Consider the following 19,294-nt stretch of genomic DNA (forward strand, 5'->3'; position numbering starts at 1 on the left):
TTTAAAGGGAGATGAAGGCCATGCCTTACGACTTACTGATCAAGAACGGTGATGTTGTGCTCGCTCATGAAGTGAAAAAACTTGATATCGGGATTAAGGATGGAAAAATAGCCGCTTTAGGTGACCTATTAGAGGATCAAGCGGAGAAAGTCATCAATGCAAAAGGTAAGACGATAGTTCCTGGAATGATTGATGTTCATGTTCATTTTGATGAGCCGGGTCGTGAAAACTGGGAAGGATTCGACACAGGATCGGCGATGCTCGCTGCCGGTGGCTGTACCACTTTTTTTGATATGCCGCTTAACGGGATTCCATCAACTGTCAATAAAAAGGTGTTTGATGAGAAGGTTGTGATTGGCGAGGCAAAATCACACATTGATTTCGGCCTTTGGGGCGGACTTGTACCGGAGAATTTGATGGATTTGGAAGGGCTGGCCCATGCAGGCGCGATCGGCTTCAAAGCATTTTTATCCCCTTCCGGTAATCCTTATTTCCATTCAGTAGATGATTCTTCACTTCTTGAAGGCATGAAGCGTATCGCAAAACTTGGAGCAGTGCTTGCCTTGCATTCGGAAAGTGCGCCGATGGTTACCTTCCTTCAAAAGGAAAAAGAAGCGCAAGGATTAACGGGCTATGATGCTTACGCTGAGTCACGACCCGTACTTGCGGAGATCGAAGCTGTCTCACGTGCCCTAATGTTTGCCGAGCTGACCGGATGTCCGCTTCATTTTGTTCACATAAGCAGTGCTGAAGCTGTCGACCTGATTCAAACAGCTAAAAAGAAGGGGCAGGATGTAACGCTCGAAACTTGTCCACATTATTTGCTCTATAACCATGATGATTTTCGCCAAGTTGGTGTCGTTGGGAAATGTGCGCCACCGCTTCGCTCGGAATCTGAGCAGTATGCGCTTGTTGACCGTCTTGCTCATCAACAGATTGATATGATTTCTTCTGATCACTCCCCATGCGAGTGGAAAGACAAACAGAAAGATAATTTATTTGAAGCTTGGGGCGGGATTAGTGGTGGACAATTTTCACTGCTGAGCGCTATAGAAATTGCCCTCGCGCATCATCTTCCGCTAACTCAAGTCGCTGAGTGGACAGCGAAACGTCCGGCTGAGCGTTTTAGGATTGCAGCAGAAAAGGGAGAAATCCGTGAGGGAGCGGATGCCGACCTTGCGCTTGTTGCCCTTGATGTCCCTCATGTTGTGACAAAGGATACGCTGTTTCAAAAGAACAAATTCAGTTTATATGAAGGTCATGTTTTTCCGTCAAGTATTCAGATGACGATCAGTCGGGGTACACTTGTTTATTCGACTGACAAGCAGATAAATGATGAAGCAAAAGGTAGATGGATCCGCCCATCCAAAATATGATCTCCATACGATCAAAAATTCTATGCGAAATCCGCTCTGAAAGAGATGCGGTTTTTTTTATACCTTCAACTGGTAACGCCTAAAAAATAAATGGATTTAAGGACAGAAACCACCTACATTAACAAACAAACTTCACAGAAATCGGACCAACATAGGGAAAGATCACGAGAAGGCTGCTGCTCTCTTATGATCTTTTTTCTATTTTTCATGATGAGAGATTTAAAAAAGTAGTTTTTCAAAACTTTTGTCAACGAGAACCAGGTCCATTACACCGATTTATGAGCTCTATTTATTAAAAAAAGAATGGTATAATATAAGCGCATTCAAAGAGAACGGGGGAACATTGATTATGGATACAACACCGCTATTTCTAGAACCTGCGCTTCATAATAAAATTTGGGGTGGAACTCGGCTACGGGATTTGTTTGGGTACAAGATTCCGAGTGAAACGACTGGTGAATGCTGGGGAATTTCTGCGCATCCAAATGGTCCAGCTGTGATTAAGAACGGTTCGCTTGCGGGACAAACACTTGCCGATGCATGGGCGCAACATCGTGAGTTCTTTGATAATTATGAGGGAGATGATTTCCCACTTTTGACAAAAATTCTCGATGCACGCACGGATTTATCCGTTCAGGTGCATCCTGATGATGCTTACGCCCAAGCAAAAGAGCATGTCCCGTTTGGTAAGACAGAATGCTGGTATATTATTGATTGCGATGAAGGTGCTGAGATTGTCTATGGACATACTGCACCATCTCGGGAAGCATTCCGCCAAGCAGTTGAAGAGAAAAAGTGGGACAGCTTGTTGCGGCGTGTAAAAGTGAAGCCGGGTGACTTTTTCTATGTACCAAGTGGAACAATCCATGCTATTGGAGGCGGCTGCCTTATTCTTGAAACGCAGCAGAGCTCAGACACCACCTACCGTGTCTATGATTACGATCGCCCTGGCGCAGACGGTAAACTGCGCGAACTGCATATTCAGCAATCTATAGAAGTCTCTAATTGTCCACATCGTGATCCGAAACTCACTTATCATGTACGTCAAGAGGCAGAAGCCAAATTCACTGAACTGCTTAGAGAAGATTTGTTCACCGTTTCTCATTGGGAGGTTCGTGGGCACACGGAGCCGATCCAGAAGAATTGGCCATTTTTACTCGTGAGTGTTCTGGATGGTCAAGGCAAACTTCAGATTGAACATGAAAACTATGAATTGAACAAAGGCGATCATTTGGTTGTCCCGGCTTCAGTCAAATCACTACAAATCTTGGGAACCCTGGATTTGATTGTTTCGAGCCCTGTATAAATGCGTACGAAGCGAAGAAAGCCTGCAATTATGGTGGTTGGTGCACCTAATCAATGTTCGTTATCAAATAGAATTGGGACCAACGGGACAGCGAGGATGCAGCGTAAGTGGAAAAAGAAATTCATGATCCGGCGTGATCGTGGTGATGCACGTGTCCTTTACCTAGGAAGACCAGGTGAAGAGATTCGTGCAGAAGATTTACGTCAAGCGGAGAAAACGATTGCACGATGCAGCGCCGTCCTACTTCTTCAAGATGTTGTGGTTGGCGTAGCCCTGCAGACCGCTGCCCTCGCCAATAAGTATCATGTGAAGGTATTGATTGATTCAGAACCGATGCTGTCTCTTAATGACAAGATCAAACGTGTAGCGGAACAACTGACAGTGATGTCGATGAATGACAAAAAGCATACATCCGCCAAAAAATGGCGGAAAAGAAGAAACATTGCGTAAACCAATAAGATGAACGAACCCTCCGAAGTTGGACAATGATGTTGCCAGCTGCGGGGGGTTCGTTTGGAATTGTTCTTATTCAATTGTCTTTTCTTCATAAAGTTATAAATAGACTTACCGAGAGAAAACAATTGCAATGGCAATGATGCCGACCAAGACAATCCAGGCAATCGGACGGGCCATATTGACCGTGTAGCCAATCCCAACTCGCTTTTCCACAAAAATTGACGGGTCGGAGCGATTGAAATAGAAGAGCCCCCAGATCCACTTGTCATCGTCATCAAGGATTGGTCCGGTTGCACGCTTGCTACGGACAAAGCGGTTATAGAGTAAAATCATTGCGGTGAGAAAACCGAGATCAACAAGTGTAACGATTATATACAACAGCGTGCGGACAGGTGTAATAAAGCCGATGACGATCAGTAAGAAAAGAAGCTCAGAAAGCAGACAAAAGACGATCAGAAAAATGCCCATCATTTTTCGATACCGTGCGTAACCGGGGGCAGCATTCGGATTGCCTTTTACGGATGCCGGTGCACGCCGGATGAAAAGAATAAGGATACCTAGAAGCATTTCAATGAAGACCGGCGACAGAACGGAATGCCAAGATTTCGGCACCCATCGATCTGGACCGGCGATTCCAAAGTGCGTCGGAATTGACTCGGCCATGTACGGATAGCCAAACCAAACGACAGCGAGTGTAGCACTGAACAGTGGAATCAGGATTAGAAACCAGCGCAGTGACAGCACGGATTCTCGATCACTTTTTCCAACCTCGACAATAATTTTATCCGTGGTCAACTGGGCACTCGGCACCATACTGTGCTTCAGTATCCGAGTCCGCCGGTTTGCAAGAACAAAAATGAACGAATCGATGAAAAAGAGCGCAAACAGAGTGATGTTAAAGCCAGCCGTCACGGTTCCTTTTGGTAAGAAAAAAGGAAGAATGAAAAGAATGAGTAAGAGTGCAAGTGCGGTGCTAATTGCCTCGATCAGATAACGTCGGCGAATCGTTGCTGCCTGGGCATGTTGCCAGATCGCCTCATCCCCAAAAACCACACCAAACAGAACGTTCGTTCTTGAAAACCAAGGCTGCAAAATAAAGAGACAAGCAACAAGGATATAGGTGCAGATAAAAATAAGATTGTTTCCACTCATGGTTCGTTCCCCTCCAGTTCGTCATACTGATGATCAATCATGTGATGAAGTACGGCTCGGTCGATGCGGCGGGTGATTGCCTCAGAAACGATTGCCCGCAACTGATCTCCGGATGTTTGAAGAAAATCAGCAGCACTTTTTGCAGCATTTCCTGCTTTGATAAAGGTTCCTCGGCTACGCTGGATTTCGATGAATCCTTCGTTTTGCAGTAATTTATAGGCCTTGTTTACTGTATGGAGATTAACGCCGATTTCCGCACCAAGTGTGCGCACGGAAGGTAATGCATCGCCATCCTGAAGCTGGCCGGAGGCGATTCCGGTGACAATTCCATTTCGTATTTGCATATAGATCGGCTGATCCGAACTGAGATCAATAGTAAGAAGCAAGTTGATTGACCTCCTTTTATTGTTCTATCTGTTATACTATATGTATAACACAAGCTGAATGAAACGTCTATAAGGCAAATGACTAAAATGTAAATCGAACGAGCGAAGGTAAGGCTCTCCGTTCGAATCTGTTGAAGCATGGCATATAAAATGAGCAAAATAATGAAACCCCCGAATAAGGACAAAGATCTGTCCAACCTCGGGGGTTCTTGTATGACTCAATTTTTTTAGTTAATTATTTCTTCTTTAAAAAGTCATAAATAGTGGCAAAGTCATAGTCGCCCTTGCCTTCTTGCTGACAAAGACCATAGAATGCTTTCACCATGTTTGAGAGCGGAAGTGCGAAGCCATGCCCATACGCTTCCTCAGATGCAAGTTCCATATCTTTATAGATGCTGTTAACCTTGAAATCTGCATTCGCGAAGTCTTCCTTCATGATCTTATTTTCTTTGAAATGAAGGATCGGAGCTGCCGTCGGTCCTGCAAACAGTGACTTAATGATCCCTTCTTTATCCAAACCAAGGCTTTCGCCAAATGCCACGGCTTCGGAGAAGGCAGCAACCGTTTGTCCGAGCATCAAATTGTTGACCAGTTTCATCGCTGTACCAGTGCCATTTGCGCCTTTATGATGGACTTCTTTACCTAATATTTTGAGAAGTGGTTGTGCGTCTTCGAGATCAGCCGCTGCGCCACCGACAAAGAAAATCAATTCACCTTTTTCTGCAGGCCCTGTTGAACCGGCAACCGGTGCATCGAGAAAACGGATTTCTTTTTGACTTGCGGATTCAGCGAGTTTTACCGATTGAGTGGGGCTGATTGTGCTGCTATCGATCCAAAGTGTGCCAGGCTTCATGCCGCTAAGTAGGCTATTCTGCCCATAAGCGACGGCGTCAACAGCCTGGGGGTTTGCGAGCATCGTGAACACAATGTCTGCCTGTTGACCAACTTCTCGAGGAGAATCCGCCCATTTTGCTCCTTTTTCAATAAGAGGGTCAGCCTTCGACTTGGTTCGATTGTAAATTACGAGATCATGCCCTGCGTCAATAAGTCTAGCGGCCATCCGACTGCCCATAATACCAATGCCGATAAATCCAATCATCAACGTCTCTCCCTACCTATGGTTTCGACCTTTTTCCCCGGTCGGAAAACCATTTATTCGATAACATTGTCTAATGACAGCTTAGCATAGTAGAGATGAAATACACACCAAATTGCCTTATCTCTAACGTTTTGGGCGTTGTACCAGTGTTATACTAGTCACAATGGAACAAAGAACGGAGGTTTTATTTTGATTGAACTCATTACCACTGCAGAGTCGTATCAGCAGGCTGAAGCGCTGCTTGACGCGGGGGCGGACACACTTTATGTTGGCGGTCATCCATTTGGGCTTCGTTTGCCAAATCCGTTGAGCATTGAAGAAATCGGGAAAATTGTCACATATGCACATCGTCGTGGAAAAAAAGTGACGGTTGCGTGCAACGCTTTGATGCACAATGAACAGATTGAGAAGTTGCCGCTCTATTTGACTCGACTTGCAGAATTAGAAGTCGATACAATAACTATTGGCGATCCGGGTGCCATTTTTGTACTCAAGGAACTTCAATTGCCACTTAAATTCTTCTATGATGCTGGGACACTCGTTACGTCAGCAGAACAGATTGCCTTTTGGATCGGTCAAGGTGCTTCAGGAGCTGTTGCCGCTCGTGAATTAACCTTGAAAGAATTAATTGCGATGCAACAAAAGCTCGAGCAGCCGATTGAGGTCCAAGTCTATGGACCAACGTGCATTCATCAGTCCGGCCGCCCACTGCTCACGAATTACTACCACTATACCGGCAGCGATGGTCCGGTGACTAAGGATCAGGGACTTTACTTACGTGATCCGAAAAATGAGGAGAGTCAATATCCAATCTTTGAAGATGAAGATGGAACCCATATTTTCTCGACAGAAGATTTGTCACTAATGGGGCAACTGAAGGTAATGCATGAGCAAGGTCTGAATACGTGGAAGTTGGATGGCGTTTTGCTTCACGGAGAGGCCTTTGTAAGGGTTGCAGCACTTTTTCATGAAGCACGACTAGCAATAGAGTCAGGGGCTTTTGTCCCAGAGAGTTTCTGCAATCGCTTAGCAAAACTGCAACCGGAACACCGGCCACTTGGTACCGGATTTTACATGAAAAATCCTGAAGATGTCCATTAATTGCAAAGATATGATGGTTACTTCATGAAAGGGAACGATGATGAACATGATCGAAAAAAAGCCTGAAGTTCTAGCTCCGGCAGGTAATTTAGAAAAATTAAAAATGGCGATCCGATATGGCGCGGACGCCGTATATATTGGGGGACAGGCATTCGGCCTGCGCTCACGTGCCGGAAATTTTACTTATGAGGAAATGACGGAAGGCGTCACTTTCGCTCACGATCGCGGTGCAAAAGTCTACGTTGCAGCAAATATGGTGACGCATGAAGGCGATGCAAAAGGCGCGGACGTATTTTTCAAAACGTTGAAAGACATTCGTGTTGATGCCGTGATTGTTTCAGATCCGGCACTGATTGTCGTCTGTGCCAATGCTGCACCGGGTCTGCCGATTCATTTGTCGACACAAGCTTCGGCGACAAATTATAAGACGCTTGAATTCTGGAAAAGCATGGGTCTTGAACGCGTCGTGCTGGCACGTGAAGTAGGGATTGAGGAAATTCGCGAAATGCGCCGTCATACGGATATCGAGATTGAAGCATTTGTCCATGGCGCGATGTGCATTGCCTACTCGGGCCGCTGCACACTGTCCAATCATATGGTCAATCGCGATGCCAATCGGGGTGGATGCGCACAATCATGTCGCTGGAAATATGATCTATTTGAAATGGATGGCGGCAAGGAAGAGAGCTTGCTTCGCGATGATGAACCGTTTTCGATGAGTGCTGTCGATCTTTCCATGCTCCATCACTTGCCCGACATGATTGATGCCGGCGTGAACAGTTTGAAAATTGAGGGGCGTATGAAGTCCATTCATTATGTATCTACTGTTGCTAATGTCTACCGCAATGTTGTTGATGCGTACTGCAGCGATCCGGAACACTTCACCTTTGATCCTGCTTGGGATGAGGAAATCTGGAAAGTCGCCCAGCGTGATCTCTCCACAGGCTTCTATTACGGTGTACCGACAGAAAAGGAACAGCTTTTCGGCAAAGTACGAAAGATTCCTAAGTATACATTTGCGGCACAGGTGCTCGATTATAATCCTGATACACACATCGCGACATTGGAACAACGTAATAATTTCGGTGTCGGTGAAGAGGTGGAGTTCTATGGGCCGGGCTTTGCACACTTTAAGCAGACCGTTCGTGATCTATGGAATGAGGACGGCGAACCAATCGACCGTGCGCCAAATCCAATGATGACCGTCACCATGACCGTTGATGCAGCGGTCGAACCTTACTTCCTGATGCGGAAAAAATAATACGAATTGGTTAAACCCTTCGCCTGCAATTTCATGGGCGAAGGTTTTTTTTGTTCTCTAGGAAATTGTCCATGATCGACTTGTGGATTACGTCGCGGAAGTTCAAGGTTATGCGAGCAGTGGCGTGAACGTGTTCTTAAGCTGATTGACCATACCGAACGGATTCAAAATTCACCTTGAGAAACACCTAGAAAGTGGGACGATGAGCTCTTTAATGCGTTAGCATGTTCTGAAAAATTATTTTCTAACAACCGGCTGAAAATAAAAATTAAAACCTTTAATTTCATATTGACAATAATGTTTCCTTAAGGCAAAATAATAATACAGACGAAACAAAAGGGGATTGATGAAATGGAGGAATCGTTTAGCGTTCAGCCACGAACGCAACCAAGACAGCACATGATGCAGTACTCTAATGGACCAAGTTTGGAAGAGATTAACAATACTGTTAAAGTACCGAAAAAAGCTGGTTTCTGGAAAATGCTTGCCGCATACAGTGGGCCGGGCGCTCTAGTTGCCGTAGGATATATGGACCCGGGAAACTGGATTACATCGATTCAAGGTGGGGCTCAATATGCGTATACACTTTTGTCGGTGATTTTAATTTCCAGTCTGATTGCTATGTTACTGCAAAGCATGTCTGCAAAATTGGGGATTGTTACTGGGATGGACCTTGCTCAGGCGACCCGAAAAGCAACCAATAAACCTGTTTCCTTCGTTTTGTGGATACTCACCGAACTTGCGATCATGGCGACCGATATTGCGGAAGTGATCGGTGGAGCGGTTGCACTACAACTTTTATTTAAACTGCCTTTACTTGTTGGTGTTTTGATCACGACACTCGATGTCCTGCTCTTGCTTACGTTGACAAAAGTAGGCTTTCGAAAAATCGAAGCGATTGTTGCAACTTTGATTGCGACCATTCTTGTTGTTTTCCTTTATGAAGTTTTGCTCTCGAATCCATCTGTAAGTCAGATTCTCGCAGGCTATATACCTAGCCCGGAAATTGCGACAGACAAAGGTGCACTGCTTCTTGCTCTTGGAATTGTCGGAGCAACGGTCATGCCGCATAACTTATACCTGCACTCGTCAATTGTTCAAGCGCGCCAGTTTGAACGCAATGATAAAGGAAAGAAACAAGCCATTAAGTTCTCAACGATTGACTCAAATATCAGTTTAAGTGTTGCATTCGTGATTAACTGTCTTCTCTTGATCCTTGGTGCGGCCATGTTTTATGGGCACGCAAGCAATCTAGGACGTTTCACTGACCTCTATAATGCACTCAGTAACTCACAGATTGTCGGCACAATCGCAAGTCCCGTATTAAGTACCCTGTTCGCTGTTGCACTGCTCGCTTCCGGACAGAATTCAACCATTACGGGAACATTATCCGGCCAGATTGTCATGGAAGGTTTCATCCGGATGAAAATGCCCATGTGGCTACGCCGAATCATCACTCGATTAATTGCCGTAGTTCCTGTTCTCATCTGCGTCATTCTTTATGGAGGAAGAGAGGATGCGGTTGAACAATTGCTGCTGTATACACAAGTGTTCCTGAGTATTCAACTGCCTTTCGCCATCATTCCTTTGACAATCTTTACAAGCAGCAAGAAGATGATGGGGAAATTCGCCAATCCGGCGTGGATAAAATATCTTTCTTGGACCATCGCCATCATTCTCACTTGTTTGAATGTCTTCCTGATTTACGGCACATTTAGCGGATAACAAATTCACGAAGCGTCTGCGAAATAATAAAAATACTAAAAAATCAACTGAATAGGTTGCGCAAAACAGACTCAAAATCACGCAAAAAGAAGGTTTATCCAAAGGCCATAGACTTTGGATAAACCTTCTTTTGCATTAATGGTAATAAAACATAGATAAATAGTGTGATTAATCATTGACATCTCTATCATCTGCCCATACGATGAGGTTAAGTTAAGAATAAATACAAGAATGTGAATTTTGTTGCAAATGAGCAACGCTTACGGGGCTAAACAAAAGGGGGATAAGCATATGGCCGATTTCAGTAATTCAGATTTTTTGACACGATGCATTCATGTCGGAAACGCCATTGATAAGGAGACAGGTGCAATCCGCAGACCAATTACGATGGCAAACAGCTACCGGCTTCCGGATGATGCATCGACATTGAATTGGAGCGATCCGAACAATCTCATTTACACCCGGACGACCTCTGCGAATCAAATCTATCTGCAAGAACGATTGGCATCGCTTGAAGGCGGGGAAGATTGTGTTGTATTGGCGACTGGTGTTGCAGCACTTGCCGGCATCTTTTTCAGTTTTCTTGATAAGGATGCACATGTGATCTGCACCAATGTTTCATACGTTGCGGTGTACCGCCTGCTCCACGAGTATTTTCCTGATAAATATGGTGTAGAGGTTTCGTTTGTTGACACTTCGAATTTGGATGAAGTGCGCAAAGCGCTTCGTCCAAACACAAAACTGATTCATTTAGAAACGCCGGGCAACCCGACCACCCGTGTCAGTGACATTGCTGAAATTGCCAAGATGGCCAAAACGGTTGGTGCACTTGTCTCTGTCGACAGTACATTTGCGTCTCCGTACATCCAAAGACCGCTCGAACTTGGTGCAGATCTTGTCCTACACAGTTTGACCAAATACATCAATGGACATGGCGATGCAATGGGCGGTGCTGTAATTGGACGAAACGAGCTGATTGATAAGATTAAACGGGAAGCAATGGTTAACCTCGGCGGTGCAATCAGTCCGTTTAATGCCTGGTTGATCATGCGCGGGATGGTTACTCTGCCTTTGCGCATGAAACAGCATAGCGAGACCGGGCAAAAGGTTGCCGAATTTCTGGAAGCTTATCCAGGGGTAACCTTCGTCGCATATCCTGGTCTTGAAAGCCATCCTCAACATGCAGTTGCCAAGAAACAGATGCACGGGCTGTACTCCGGTGTACTGTCCTTCGGCATTGATGGCGATGTTGCACGCCACAACGATTTTGTTAACGCATTGCAGCTGATTATTTCCGCTGTCTCCATCGGTCACGATGAGAGCTTAATCGTCTACACTGGCCCAGATGATGAACGCATCGACTATTATCCGGAAGCCTTTCGCAAAAATGGATTCCTTCGCTTTAGTGTGGGATTGGAAAGTGCCAACGACATTATCGCTGATTTGAAGCAGGCTTTTGAAAAAGTCGGGCTGTAATCTAGATAAAATATCTTTGGATGAGATTAATCTGTGGGAACCTGTGATTAGGTTCTTTTTTTTTATAAAGAAAAAACGGCTAAATATTTTTGCGTAAAAATGTAGCGAGCCAAGTGAGACCCCGCAGACAACGGCTTGAACGAGGAGGCTCACGGATTGCCCGCGAAGCGAGCAACCGGCGTGTAAGTGAAGCACAAGTTTGGTGATCAAAGTCGCATAAAGAGTAACAGAAAGGACTGGGCTCAGCCTGGTTTTTCCTACAAGTATAGAAAATATATAAATTTAAATGGTATCCGTGTGCGTAATATTTGGAACAAGTAAGGATTCAAACACGAACGTGCGAGACGCCTGCGGGAGTAGCGAGCCAAGTGAGACCCCGCAGACAACGGCATGAACGAGGAGGCTCACGGATCGCCCGCGGCAAGCGAGCAACCGGAGTGTCAGTGAAGCACAAGTTTGGTGATCAAAGTCGCATAAAGAGTAACAGAAAGGACTGGGCTCAGCCTGGTTTTTCCTACAAGTATAGAAAATATATAAATTTAAATGGTATCCGTGTACGTATTAGCTAGTCATATTTGGAACAAGTTAGGATTCAAACACGAACGTGCGAGACGCCTGCGGGAGTAGCGAGCCAAGTGAGACCCCGCAGACAATGGCATGAACGAGGAGGCTCACGGATCGCCCGCGGCAAGCGAGCAACCGGAGTGTCAGTGAAGCACAAGTTTGGTGATCAAAATCGCATAAAGAGTAACAGAAAGGACTGGGCTCAGCCTGGTTTTTCTTATTTTAAAAAAGAAATGTAGGTATTGCTCTTGAGAAAAAAATAAAAATTTTTTTCTATTAAACAAGGAAACTCGAATTGTTAATTTTATGAAAGTAACAAAAAAAGATGATTAATTATGATCTTTATGTTATGTTAATGATAACTTTGAAGAATGATTTTGCCGATTTATCTTGAACATGGACATGAAATTCCAGTGAAACAATAATGATTAGGTCTAGAACCAAACAAATGATTACCTTTAATAAAAGAATTCATGTACATTAGTTAATAGAGTTAACTTTTCGACGACTGAAAATTTTTTCACACATGTTGCGAGATACATAGGCTTTGAACAGGCAAAAAGTGATTAAAGGAGATGTTCATGTGGCTAACGTTAAGACTGTTGAACGTGCGGAATCCCGCCGTATTGCAGGAAATATTTTGAAAGGCTCACTTGGAAATATGATCGAGTGGTATGACTGGTACGTATATGCAGCCTTTGCGGTCTATTTCTCGACCGATTTCTTCCCATCAGGAGATACGACCTCCCAGCTGCTGAGCACAGCTGCCATTTTTGCGATTGGTTTTCTGATGCGCCCAATTGGCAGCTTAATCATGGGACGGTATGCTGACCGACATGGTCGACGGGCAGCACTGACCCTGTCCATCACGATTATGGCAAGCGGCTCACTGGTCATTGCGGTGACTCCAAATTTCCATACGATCGGCGTATTTGCCCCAATCATCCTGGTCCTTGCCCGACTATTTCAGGGTCTGTCACTCGGTGGTGAGTATGGTACATCAGCAACCTATTTGTCTGAGATGGCGAATAAGGGGCGCCGCGGCTTTTATTCCAGTTTCCAATATGTAACATTGGTTGGTGGCCAACTGGTGGCATTAGGCGTACAGATTATTCTTCAATTAATGCTGAATGAGGCGGAACTAAAGGCTTGGGGCTGGCGCATCCCATTTATTATCGGAGCACTAGGCGCGTTAGCTGTATTATGGCTGCGCCTATCGATGGATGAATCCGACCAATTTAAACATATGTCCGGTAAAGAAAAGAAGGAAGCCGGCACGATCAAGGCATTGATGCAATATCCGAAAGCAGTGCTTACGGTTGTTGGTCTAACGCTTGGCGGAACAGTTGCTTTCTATACCTATACCACGTACCTGCAGAAGTTCATGATCAACTCTGTTGGCCTCGACAAGGAAGTAGTCAGCTTGATTAACTTTGTCGCGCTGCTCATCTTCCTGGTTTTACAGCCGCTTGCCGGAATGCTGTCCGATCGTATCGGACGTCGACCATTGCTGTTCTTCTTTGGAATCTTAGGAACGGTACTCACCGTGCCGATCTTCTTGTTGATGAAGGCATCGCATAGCGCAACAGCAGCATTCTTGCTCATGCTCGCCGGATTGGTCATCGTTACCGGCTACACGTCAATCAATGCGATTGTCAAAGCCGAGCTGTTTCCAACAGAAATTCGTGCCCTCGGTGTTGGCTTGCCGTATGGCCTAACCGTTGCAATTTTCGGGGGTACCGCTGAATTTGTTGCCCTGTGGTTCAAGAGCATTGGCATTGAAACGATGTTCTTCATCTACGTCGCTATCTGCATCTTTATCAGCCTGATCGTCTACTGGCGCATGCAGGAATCCTCAAAAAATTCGTATATTGAGGCGGAGATGGAGAAGTAAAGTCAACGACCATTATTAACGTATGAATAAAAAATAAGCATCCGCCTCTGGCTAAAGTCTGAGGCGGATGCTTTTACATAAGTATCTATTTTCATGATTAATTTGAACTATTTTGAAGGGTTTTTACTTTTATTATGGAATATAAATGTATCGACTCTAAAAAACATTATTAGTCATTTTTATACAAATAGTAGGTGTTGTGCTGTGTATACGTTTGTTGCTCATTATCGTGAGAAGGATCAGCATCCTCAATTGGTAAAAGAACATTTACTTGCTGTAAAAAATTTAGCTGAACACTATGGACATGATGTTGGAATTCCACGTATTGCAGGATTGGCTGGCTTGCTCCATGACTTAGGCAAGTATACAGCTACTTTTCAGGACTATCTTCGAATGGCGGTGTTTTCACCCGAAACCGCACCTCGGCGTGGTTCAGTGGATCATGCAAGTGCAGGCGGAAAATTTTTATTTGAATGCTTGCACACTAAACAGAATCGTGATCAATTAAGGTATTTACTTGCTGAAATTGTTGGTAATGCAATTGTGTCCCATCATTCTTATCTTCACGACTATTTTAGCCCCGATGCTGATGTTCCTTTCTATCGACGTGTCACCAAAAGTGAGGAGGATCTTCCAGGATACTCTGAGACTATGGATCACTTCTATTCAGAAGTATTTTCACAGGAAGAATTGAAAAAATACGTTAATACTGCAGTTCAGGAATTAAAATCATTTCTACAAAATAATTCTGGAAATCCAATTGAAAATTTAACCTTGTTAACAAGATTTGTTTTTAGCTGTCTCATTGATGCTGATCGGACTGATACTCGATTATTTGAAGAGAACAGTAAGCGTCAAAAGCCGGACACCCACTATCTATTCCAAATCTATGATCAGCGCTTAAGGGATCAGCTTGCCGTTTTTAATTCACAACACGAGGCACAAACCCCCATTAATCAACTACGGAATGAAATGTCTCAGCAATGCGAACGATTTGCTGAAAAACCATCAGGGATTTATACACTGTCAATTCCAACGGGAGGCGGGAAAACATTAGCGAGTATGCGTTATGCACTTGCACATGCCCTCAAATACGGTAAAAAGCAAATCATTTACATTGTGCCTTATACAACAATTATTGAACAAAACGCGAAAGTCATTCGTTCCATACTCCATGATGATGCACACATTCTTGAACATCATTCGAATTTAGCTGTTGATGCGAAAAATGATGAACGGGATGAGGATGAAGACGTAATGACTATTCAAGAGCGGTTGAGGCTCGCTAAGGATAACTGGGATTGCCCGATTATTTTGACCACAATGGTGCAATTTCTAAATACTTTCTATAAATATGGATCACGTAATATTCGCCGTCTTCATCACTTAACCGATAGTGTGATCATTTTTGATGAAGTACAGAAGGTCCCCATACACTGCATTTCACTCTTCAACCAAGCCGTTAACTTTCTAAAGACATTTGGCAAATCAAGCATCTTGCTTTGCACGGCGACACAGCCCGCGCTAAATTATGTTCGTCATTCGCTTAAAGTGAATCCTCATTCAGAACTTATTAATGATCTTGATCGTGTGACGGATGCGTTCAAACGTGTGGAAATTATTGACCGTTCATACCAGGAAAAATTTAATTCTGACAAACTAACCGATCTTATTATTGAACAACTGGATGATGTAGACAATGTGCTCGTAATACTCAATACAAAGTCGGTCGTGCGTAAGCTTTATCAGCACATTAGAGAGTTAGATCAATCGGTGATAATCTTTCATCTAAGCACATCAATGTGCGCAAAACACCGTGAAGATCTTCTTGAACAAATAAAGATTTGTTTAAAGGAAAAAGTAAAAATGGTGTGTATCAGTACACAATTGATTGAGGCGGGAGTTGATGTCAGTTTCGAATGTGTGATCCGTTCTTTGGCTGGTCTGGACTCCATTGCGCAAGCTGCTGGTCGTTGTAATCGTAATGGTGAATATCCGGGTTATCGTAAGGTATTTATTGTAGATCATGAAGAAGAAAAACTGGCAAATTTATTTGAGATTAACAGAGGAAAATCAATAACTAAGCGGATTCTTAAAGAATTCCGTGAGTATCCAGAAAGATTTCAGAATAATATTCTCTCTCGAATTGCAATGGATTGGTATTTTAAAAATTACTTTGGCGAACTCGAAGGAAAGCTTGATTTTAATTTGCGTCACTATAATGGAACGCTTGTCAATCTAATAAATACGGAACGTAGTCTTAGCGAGTGTGTGCAGAATTTTAGAAATAAGCATGGATTTGTTCCCCCTCTTTTTCTGCCAAGCAGCTTGAAAACGGCTGCAAAAGAATTCTATGTCATTAATGAGTCCATCAGTGTTCTCGTGCCTTATGGTGAAGGAAAGAACATTATCGCTGAGCTGAACGGTGCGACTACCATTGAAGACTTAGGTACCCTATTTAAACGTCTACAGCAATACTCCATCAACATCTATGAGCAAGATAAAAGGAAACTTGAGAAGGAAAATCTTCTTATTCCATATTTTGAAGGACAAATTTTAGCAATCCGTGAATCGGCTTACAGTAAGGAATTTGGACTCGATCTTGGGGGTGAAGGTACACTTGATGAATATGTATTTTAAAAAGGCCAAATAAAGGCCTTGATGCAATTATCTGTTTATTGGAAACAAACGGATTTTAAATGCTATTCCAACAAAACTGTATACTTTTCAGAGTCTAAAAAGTACAACTAAGGGGTGCTGAAAATGGATGGGAAAAAATATCCATAATACTCTTTATGGAAAATAAATCTTGTGGAGGTGAAAACGTGAAAAATAGTTATTGCTTCGTAGTCTATGGAACCTATGCCCTATTTACCGATCCGCTAACCAAAATTGGGGGAGAAAAGTCGACCTATCAAATCCCAACCTATCAAGCGCTAAAAGGCATTGCTGAAAGTATTTATTGGAAGCCAACAATCATCCATTATATTGACTCAATCCGCGTGCTTCATACGATCCGAATGGAAACGAAAGGTGTGCGGCCGATTGAATACAGTGGGGGAAATACATTGGCTAATTATACTTATTTAAAAGAACCGAGATACATGGTACAAGGTCACTTTGAATTTAATATGAACCGCCCCGATCTTGCAGCAGACCGTAATGATGGCAAACATTTTAGTATTTTTCAACGCTCGTTGAAGGCTGGGGGGCGTAGGGATATTTTCTTAGGAACACGTGAATGTCAGGGTTATGTCGAACCTTGTACCTTTGATAAGGAAAAAGGAGACTATGACCAAATTGATGAGGTACATTTTGGCACGATGGTGCATGGCATTTCGTACCCTGATGAGACCGGAAAAGATGAATTATCCGTGCGATTATGGCGACCGGTAATGAAAAATGGCATTATCCATTTTCTCCGCCCCGAATCCTGTACCTTAGTTAGAACAATAAGCAAAATGCAGGCCAAACATTTTGAACTTTCATCGATTCAAACAGCAGACGCACTCCTGTTTGAACTTGAAAGGGGGGGAACGAGATGAGCTGTTTTCTCAATTTATATGAAACCTATGAGGCAAATCAGCATGTTGTCGGAAGGGAAGAAGTGAGAAATGGGAAAAGCTATACACTTTTACCTATTTCTCATACGACACAAACAGCTCATATCGAAGTTACAGTCACTAAAGATGGAAATTTTCATACTGCAGAACTCATTACAAATAAGAACGAACGCGAAACGGTTATCCCCTGTACGGAGGCTTCGGCAAGCAGGGCAGGTTCTGTGATTGCTCCTTATCCGCTTCACGACAAACTGAGTTATGTTGCAGGAGACTATGTCACTTTTGGAGGAAAAGTAAAGGATGATAAAGATCAACCCTTTACACATTATATTGAGCAACTCAGACAATGGGCGGAATATTCGTTTACTTGCCCGCAAATTAATAGCATCTACCTGTATTTAAAAAAGGGACAGCTGATTAGCGACTTAGTCAGTGAACGGATTCTGTGGCTTGATGAACAAGGAAAATTAATTGATAAATGGAACGATCAATACAAATCTGTTTGCGAGGGAAAAAAGCCAGAAATTTTTACGATTGCTTCAGGCGGCCAGTATAGTGCATTTATTCGTTTTAATGTGTATGCACATGATGCGGACTCACCGATCACACCGAAAGTTTGGGCAAATCCAGACATCTATAATTCTTTTATTAATTTCTACAATCAGCAGCTAGGCAAAAAGGATATCTGTTATGTAACCGGGAGTTTACTTCCATTTACAGAAAAACATGCTAATAAAATTAGAAACTCCGGTGATAAGGCAAAGCTGATCTCCGCCAATGACACGAATGGCTTCACTTTTCGTGGACTTTTTGAGACTAGCCATGAAGCAGCGAACATCAGTTATGACGTATCACAAAAAGCACATAATGCATTAAAGTGGCTGATTCGCCGGCAAGGGAAAATAATTGATAATCGAGTATTTCTTGTCTGGGCAGTGTCCGGCGATACATTGCCGAATCCGGAAGATGACTTTTTTGATCTCGCCCAATTAACCAATGATCAAAATCCAGAGGTTGACCAATCAGCTTTTACCGACCAGGCATTTGCTGAGCAATTTAGAAGAGCAATCACAGGATATCAAAATGACCTGACTCATGTCAGTGAAGTTAATATTCTCATCCTTGATTCAGCGACAACTGGAAGAATGGCGATTTTATATTATCGCAACATGCAAAAGGATGTTTATCTAAATAGTTTAAAAGAATGGCACGCTCAGTGTATTTGGAAGCATCGTTACATGAGAAAAAAAGACAGACAAGTTGTGAATTTTTACGGAGCGCCTTCAACTTTAGACATTGCTTACGCCGCCTACGGACCCAATGCAAATGAAAAAGTGATTAAAGAAATTATGGAGCGGATGCTTCCATGCGTTGTTGATCGGAGACATATTCCAAAAGATATCATAACTTCTGTTATTAATCGCGCGATACGTCCACTTGTTAAGGATCAATGGGAGTGGGAGAAAACGCTAAGTATTGCTTGCGCGTTAATTAATCGTCAAGAATTTGAACGAAAGAAGGGATTTACCGTGGCATTAAATGAACAAATAGATGATCGGAGTTACTTGTTCGGACGTCTTCTAGCTATTGCGGATGTGCTTGAACATCGGGCACTCAAATCAGAAGACTGGAGAATGAGCAATGCCATGCGCTATATGAATGATTTTGCAAAACATCCGGAACGAACTTGGAAGATTATCCAAGCCAATCTGGTTCCATATCAGGCAAAGTTAGGCAGAGGTGGCTGGTATTTAACTCAGCTCATTGATCAAGTTGCATCAATGTTTCAAATAGAGGATTTTAATGATCGCCCATTAACAGGAAAATTTCTGCTCGGCTTTTACAGTCAGCGCAATCAGTTGTATCCGAATAGGTTTGAAGAACCTGCTGTTGCACAATTGGAAAAATAAAAAACGAAAAATAAGGGAGAAATCA

Annotated in this window: 14 protein-coding genes; 11 read left to right on the forward strand and 3 right to left on the reverse strand. The window is 43.4% G+C overall.

Features of this window, described 5'->3' with window-relative positions; translation table 11 throughout:
* The first annotated feature begins 20 nt into the window (after positions 1–20).
* The 3 genes from NIE32_RS02775 (at position 21) to NIE32_RS02785 (ending at position 3,132) form a co-directional block, all read left to right on the forward strand.
* Positions 21–1,376, forward strand: a complete 1,356-nt coding sequence (locus tag NIE32_RS02775; RefSeq protein WP_253052768.1) for an allantoinase — start codon at positions 21–23, stop codon at positions 1,374–1,376.
* 349 nt (positions 1,377–1,725) lie between these two features.
* Positions 1,726–2,682, forward strand: coding sequence for a mannose-6-phosphate isomerase, class I (gene manA / locus NIE32_RS02780; protein WP_253052770.1), 957 nt, complete (start codon positions 1,726–1,728; stop codon positions 2,680–2,682).
* Positions 2,683–3,132 carry a hypothetical protein gene (locus NIE32_RS02785; protein ID WP_253052772.1) on the forward strand — a complete coding sequence of 150 codons (450 nt, stop codon included), beginning with the start codon at positions 2,683–2,685 and terminating at the stop codon, positions 3,130–3,132. It abuts the gene before it with no gap.
* Positions 3,133–3,246: 114 nt separating this feature from the next.
* Here NIE32_RS02785 and NIE32_RS02790 read toward each other — a convergent pair whose 3' ends face one another.
* The 3 genes from NIE32_RS02790 to NIE32_RS02800 all read right to left on the reverse strand — a co-directional run bounded on the left by NIE32_RS02790 (position 3,247) and on the right by NIE32_RS02800 (position 5,775).
* Positions 3,247–4,290, reverse strand: a complete 1,044-nt coding sequence (locus NIE32_RS02790) for a DUF5808 domain-containing protein (RefSeq protein WP_253052774.1) — start codon at positions 4,288–4,290, stop codon at positions 3,247–3,249.
* Positions 4,287–4,676: a GntR family transcriptional regulator gene (locus NIE32_RS02795; RefSeq protein ID WP_253052776.1), complete on the reverse strand. Its 390-nt coding sequence runs from the start codon at positions 4,674–4,676 to the stop codon at positions 4,287–4,289. Before NIE32_RS02795 ends, NIE32_RS02790 begins: the two co-directional genes overlap by 4 nt.
* Positions 4,677–4,911: 235 nt before the next feature.
* A complete protein-coding gene (locus tag NIE32_RS02800; RefSeq protein ID WP_253052778.1) occupies positions 4,912–5,775 on the reverse strand; it encodes an NAD(P)-dependent oxidoreductase in 864 nt (287 codons plus the stop codon).
* A gap of 192 nt (positions 5,776–5,967) precedes the next feature.
* Here NIE32_RS02800 and NIE32_RS02805 point away from each other — a divergent pair, with 192 nt between their 5' ends.
* The 8 genes from NIE32_RS02805 to cas8c all read left to right on the forward strand — a co-directional run bounded on the left by NIE32_RS02805 (position 5,968) and on the right by cas8c (position 19,269).
* Positions 5,968–6,876 carry a peptidase U32 family protein gene (locus NIE32_RS02805; protein ID WP_253052840.1) on the forward strand — a complete coding sequence of 303 codons (909 nt, stop codon included), beginning with the start codon at positions 5,968–5,970 and terminating at the stop codon, positions 6,874–6,876.
* A 40-nt stretch (positions 6,877–6,916) separates the two neighbouring features.
* Complete coding sequence (locus NIE32_RS02810) at positions 6,917–8,137, forward strand: peptidase U32 family protein (RefSeq protein WP_253052842.1); 1,221 nt, start codon at positions 6,917–6,919, stop codon at positions 8,135–8,137.
* 351 nt (positions 8,138–8,488) lie between these two features.
* Positions 8,489–9,862, forward strand: a complete 1,374-nt coding sequence (locus NIE32_RS02815) for an Nramp family divalent metal transporter (protein WP_435594231.1) — start codon at positions 8,489–8,491, stop codon at positions 9,860–9,862.
* Between the two features lie 291 nt (positions 9,863–10,153).
* The gene (locus tag NIE32_RS02820) at positions 10,154–11,338 is read left to right on the forward strand and encodes a trans-sulfuration enzyme family protein (protein ID WP_253052780.1); all 1,185 of its coding nucleotides are present in this window, start codon (positions 10,154–10,156) and stop codon (positions 11,336–11,338) included.
* Between the two features lie 1,225 nt (positions 11,339–12,563).
* Entirely contained in the window at positions 12,564–13,796 is a 1,233-nt protein-coding gene (locus tag NIE32_RS02825) for an MFS transporter (protein ID WP_253052846.1), read from the forward strand.
* 204 nt (positions 13,797–14,000) lie between these two features.
* A complete protein-coding gene (gene cas3 / locus NIE32_RS02830; RefSeq protein ID WP_253052782.1) occupies positions 14,001–16,436 on the forward strand; it encodes a CRISPR-associated helicase Cas3' in 2,436 nt (811 codons plus the stop codon).
* Between the two features lie 185 nt (positions 16,437–16,621).
* Positions 16,622–17,341 carry a type I-C CRISPR-associated protein Cas5c gene (cas5c, locus tag NIE32_RS02835; RefSeq protein ID WP_253052784.1) on the forward strand — a complete coding sequence of 240 codons (720 nt, stop codon included), beginning with the start codon at positions 16,622–16,624 and terminating at the stop codon, positions 17,339–17,341.
* Complete coding sequence (cas8c, locus tag NIE32_RS02840) at positions 17,338–19,269, forward strand: type I-C CRISPR-associated protein Cas8c/Csd1 (RefSeq protein ID WP_253052786.1); 1,932 nt, start codon at positions 17,338–17,340, stop codon at positions 19,267–19,269. Before cas5c ends, cas8c begins: the two co-directional genes overlap by 4 nt.
* Positions 19,270–19,294: the final 25 nt, after the last annotated feature.

This window comes from Sporolactobacillus kofuensis, assembly GCF_024125425.1.
Lineage (GTDB): Bacteria > Bacillota > Bacilli > Bacillales > Sporolactobacillaceae > Sporolactobacillus > Sporolactobacillus kofuensis.